Source organism: Kitasatospora sp. NPDC058406 (assembly GCF_042722765.1).
In the GTDB taxonomy this organism is placed as follows: Bacteria; Actinomycetota; Actinomycetes; order Streptomycetales; family Streptomycetaceae; genus Kitasatospora.
The window spans coordinates 1-4,046 of sequence record NZ_JBHXKE010000428.1; the positions used below are offsets into that span (position 1 = coordinate 1).

General features: G+C 72.0%; 4 protein-coding genes. 1 reads left to right on the top strand and 3 read right to left on the bottom strand.

Features of this window, described 5'->3' with window-relative positions; translation table 11 throughout:
• From ACFWOG_RS39950 to deoC, 3 genes are all read right to left on the bottom strand, one after another.
• A partial coding sequence (locus ACFWOG_RS39950; RefSeq protein WP_380364574.1) for an aldehyde dehydrogenase family protein occupies positions 1–526 on the bottom strand: 526 nt, incomplete at its 3' end.
• A complete protein-coding gene (locus tag ACFWOG_RS39955; protein WP_329882707.1) occupies positions 519–2,057 on the bottom strand; it encodes an aldehyde dehydrogenase family protein in 1,539 nt (512 codons plus the stop codon). The genes ACFWOG_RS39955 and ACFWOG_RS39950, both read right to left, overlap by 8 nt.
• 5 nt (positions 2,058–2,062) lie before the next feature.
• Positions 2,063–3,049 carry a deoxyribose-phosphate aldolase gene (gene deoC, locus ACFWOG_RS39960; protein ID WP_329950710.1) on the bottom strand — a complete coding sequence of 329 codons (987 nt, stop codon included), beginning with the start codon at positions 3,047–3,049 and terminating at the stop codon, positions 2,063–2,065.
• 202 nt (positions 3,050–3,251) lie between these two features.
• Between deoC and ACFWOG_RS39965 the strand changes: the two genes are divergently transcribed.
• Complete coding sequence (locus ACFWOG_RS39965) at positions 3,252–3,929, top strand: PH domain-containing protein (protein ID WP_329882709.1); 678 nt, start codon at positions 3,252–3,254, stop codon at positions 3,927–3,929.
• The last annotated feature ends 117 nt before the right edge of the window (positions 3,930–4,046 follow it).

Below are 4,046 nucleotides of genomic sequence, written 5' to 3' on the forward strand. Positions count from 1 at the left end.
CGACCACCGAGACCAGGCCGAGCAGCGAGTGCCCGTAGCCGGCCTGCGGGGCGACGATCCCGACCACGCCGGTCGGCTCCGGGGTGGAGAGGTTGAAGTACGGCCCGGCGACCGGGTTGGCGCTGCCCGCGATCTGGGCGACCTTGTCGGTCCAGCCCGCGTACCAGACCCACCGGTCGATCGCCGCGTCCAACAGGGCGGCGGCCTTCTTCGGGCCGATGCCCTCGGAGAGCGCCACCTCGGCCGCGAACTGCTCGCGCCGGCCCTGCAGCATCTCGGCGACCCGGTAGAGCACCTGGCCGCGGTTGTACGCGGTGGTGCCGGCCCAGCCCTTGACCGCCGCACGGGCGGCCAGGACGGCGTCGCGGGCGTCCTTGCGGGTGCCGAGCGGGGCGTTGGCGAGCCACTCGCCCTTGGAGTCGGTCACCTCGTACACCCGCCCGCTCTCGGAGCGCGGGAACTTCCCGCCGACGTACAGCTTGTAGGTCTTGAGGACGTCAAGACGCGCGATGGTGGTCTCAGACATCGAGGTAGGCCTCCAGACCGTGCCGGCCACCCTCGCGGCCGTAGCCCGACTCCTTGTAACCGCCGAACGGCGAGGTCGGGTCGAACTTGTTGAAGGTGTTGGCCCAGACCACGCCGGCCTTCAGCCGGTCGGCGGTCCAGAGGATCCGCGAGCCCTTCTCCGTCCAGATGCCGGCGGAGAGGCCGAACGGCGTGTTGTTGGCCTTCTCGACCGCCTCGGCGGGGGTGCGGAAGGTCAGCACGGACAGCACCGGGCCGAAGATCTCCTCCTGGGCGATCCGGTGGGCCTGGCTGACGCCGGTGAAGATGGTCGGCTTGAACCAGAAGCCGGTGCCCGGCAGCTCGCACTCCGGCGACCAGCGGTCCGCGCCCTCGGCCTCGCCGGCGTCCGTCAGCTCGGTGATCCGCGCCAGCTGGGCGGCCGAGTTGATGGCACCGATGTCGGTGTTCTTGTCCAGCGGGTCGCCGACCCGCAGGGTGGACATCCGGCGCTTCAGCGCGTCCAGCAGCTCGTCCTGGATCGACTCCTGGACCAGCAGGCGCGAGCCCGCGCAGCAGACGTGCCCCTGGTTGAAGAAGATGCCGTTGACGATGCCCTCGACCGCCTGGTCGATCGGCGCGTCGTCGAAGACGATGTTGGCGGCCTTGCCGCCCAGCTCCAGCGACAGCTTCTTGCGGCTGCCGGCCAGCTGCTTGGCGATCGCCCGGCCGACCGGGGTGGAGCCGGTGAAGGCGACCTTGTTGACGTCCGGGTGCGCGGTGAGCGCGGCGCCGGTGGTGCCGTCACCCGTGACGATGTTGACGACGCCCTTCGGCAGACCGGCCTGGCGGCAGATCTCGGCGAAGCGCAGCGCGGTCAGCGGGGTGGTCTCGGCCGGCTTGAGGACGACCGTGTTGCCGGTGGCCAGCGCCGGGGCGATCTTCCACGCCAGCATCATCAGCGGGAAGTTCCACGGGATGACCTGGCCGGCCACGCCCAGCGGCTTCGGGTTCGCGCCGTAACCGGCGTAGTCCAGCTTGTCCGCCCAGCCCGCGTAGTAGAAGAACCAGGCGGCGACGGTCGGGATGTCGAAGTCGCGGGTCTCGCGGATCGGCTTGCCGTTGTCGATCGACTCCAGCACCGCCAGCTCGCGGCCGCGCTCCTGGATGATCCGGGCGATCCGGAACAGGTACTTCGCGCGCTCGCTGCCCGGCAGCGCCGACCAGTCGGTGAAGGCCCTGCGGGCGGCGGCGACCGCGCGGTCCACGTCCTCCGCGGTGCCCCGCGCGAACTCGGCGAGCACCTGCTCGGTGGCCGGGTTGACCGTCTTCAGGGCCTCGCTGCCGGAGGAGTCGACGAACTCGCCGCCGATGAAGTGGCCGTACGAGGTGGCGATGTCGCCGGCCGCGGCGGGCGACTCGGGGGCGGGGGCGTAGCCGAACAGGCCGGCCGGCTTGACGGCCTGCGCCGCCTGTCCGGCCGGTGCGGCCTGCGCCGCCTGTCCGGCCTGCCCGGTCGCGGGCCCCGCGGTCTTCTTGGTGTTCTTGGCCATGATTCTCAGTCCACCGTCACGTAGTCGGGACCGGAGTACCGTCCGGTGGTCAGCTTCTGCCGCTGCATCAGCAGGTCGTTGAGCAGGCTGGAGGCGCCGAAGCGGAACCAGTGCGGGGTCAGCCAGTCGTCGCCGAGGGTCTCGTTGACCATCACCAGGTACTTCATCGCGTCCTTGGTGGTCTTGATCCCGCCGGCGGGCTTCACGCCGACCTGGACGCCGGTCTGCGCGCGGAAGTCGCGGACCGCCTCCAGCATCAGCAGGGTGACCGGCGGGGTCGCGTTGACGGCGACCTTGCCGGTCGAGGTCTTGATGAAGTCGGCACCGGCCAGCATCGCCAGCCACGAGACGCGGCGCACGTTGTCGTACGTCTGCAGCTCGCCGGTCTCGAAGATGACCTTGAGGTGGGCGGAGCTGCCGTCGGCGCGCCCGCACGCCTGCTTGACGGCGACGATCTCGTTGAAGACGTCCAGGTACCGGCCGGAGAGGAAGGCGCCCCGGTCGATCACCATGTCGATCTCGTCGGCGCCGGCCGCCACCGCGTCGGCGGTGTCGGCGAGCTTGACCGGGAGCGCGGCGCGTCCGGCGGGGAAGGCGGTCGCGACGGAGGCGACCTGGATGTCGGTGCCCTGCAGCGCGGCCTTCGCGGTGGCGACCATGTCCGGATAGACACAGATGGCGGCGACACGGGGAGCGGTCGGGTCGGTGGGGTCGGGGTTCCTGCCCTTGGTGCACAGCGCGCGCACCTTGCCGACCGTGTCCGCGCCCTCCAGCGTGGTCAGGTCGATCATCGACATGGCCAGGTCGATGGCGTACGCCTTCGCCGTGGTCTTGATCGAGCGGGTACCGAGAGTGGCGGCACGCGCCTCCAGGCCGACCTGGTCGACACCGGGCAGGCCGTGCAGGAAGCGACGGAGCGAGGCCTCGGACGTCGCGACGTCCTGGAGACCGCTGCCCGCAACGCCGGGGGCATTGGCTGCAAGAGTGGACATAGTCACCACACCAGCATATCTACGCGCGTAGCCAATCGCTAGACCGGAGACCTATCGATGCCGGACCGAGATCTGACCGCCCACCCGGCCCGACGTGGGGGCGGATTGCGGCGGGGCCACCCGATGCCGGGAGGAGTGACCGGGGCCGAACCGTGATCGCGGACCCTGTGGGCGGCGGGGGGCATGGGGCAGAATCGTCGGCATGACCGAATCCGACGGCAAGCCCCACCAGGGCTCGGCCGGCTCCGATGGGGAGCCCGTGTACGCCGACCGCGTGTACCGCTCCGTTCCCGGCGTGATCTCCGGGGTGCTGTTGTTGGCCGTGGCGGCGTGGCTCATCGGGGACGCGGCGATCAACGGGAGCGGCAAGACGCCGTGGGTGTCCCTGGCCGCCGTGCCGGTGTTCGTGCTCCCGGTGATCGCGTACACCCTGCGGCCGGCGGTGCTGGCCAACGAGCGGCGGCTGGTGGTGCGCAACCCGCTGCGCACGATCATCGCGCCGTGGGCCGCCGTGGACGCGCTGCGGGCCGGGTACTCGGTGGAGCTGCTCGCCGACGGCCGGAAGTTCCAGGTGTGGGCGGTGCCGGTGTCGCTGCGGCAGCGCAAGCGGGCCGCCCGGGCGCGCGAGCACGGCGGGCGGCAGCACGCGTCCCGGCTCGGGATGGTCTTCGGCCAGGCGTCGTCCGGGGCGGCGGTGCAGGGCTCGACGGACCCGAACCGGGCCTGGTCCGACCAGGTGGTCGGCGTCCTCCAGGAGACGGCCGAGCGCAACGCCTCCCGTCCGGACGCGGCCGGCCCGGTGCAGGTCCGCTGGTGCTGGTGGATCATCGCCCCGACCCTGGCCGGGCTGGTGGCCCTGATCACCATCATCGCGGTCTGACCGCGCCCCCCGACCGAGAGGGCCCGCCGATCCGGCGGGCCCTTCGTCGTACCGCGGGGAGGGGGCGGGCGGGGCCCCGCGCGGGGGGGGGACGTCGGGCGGCGGCCGGCCCGGGGC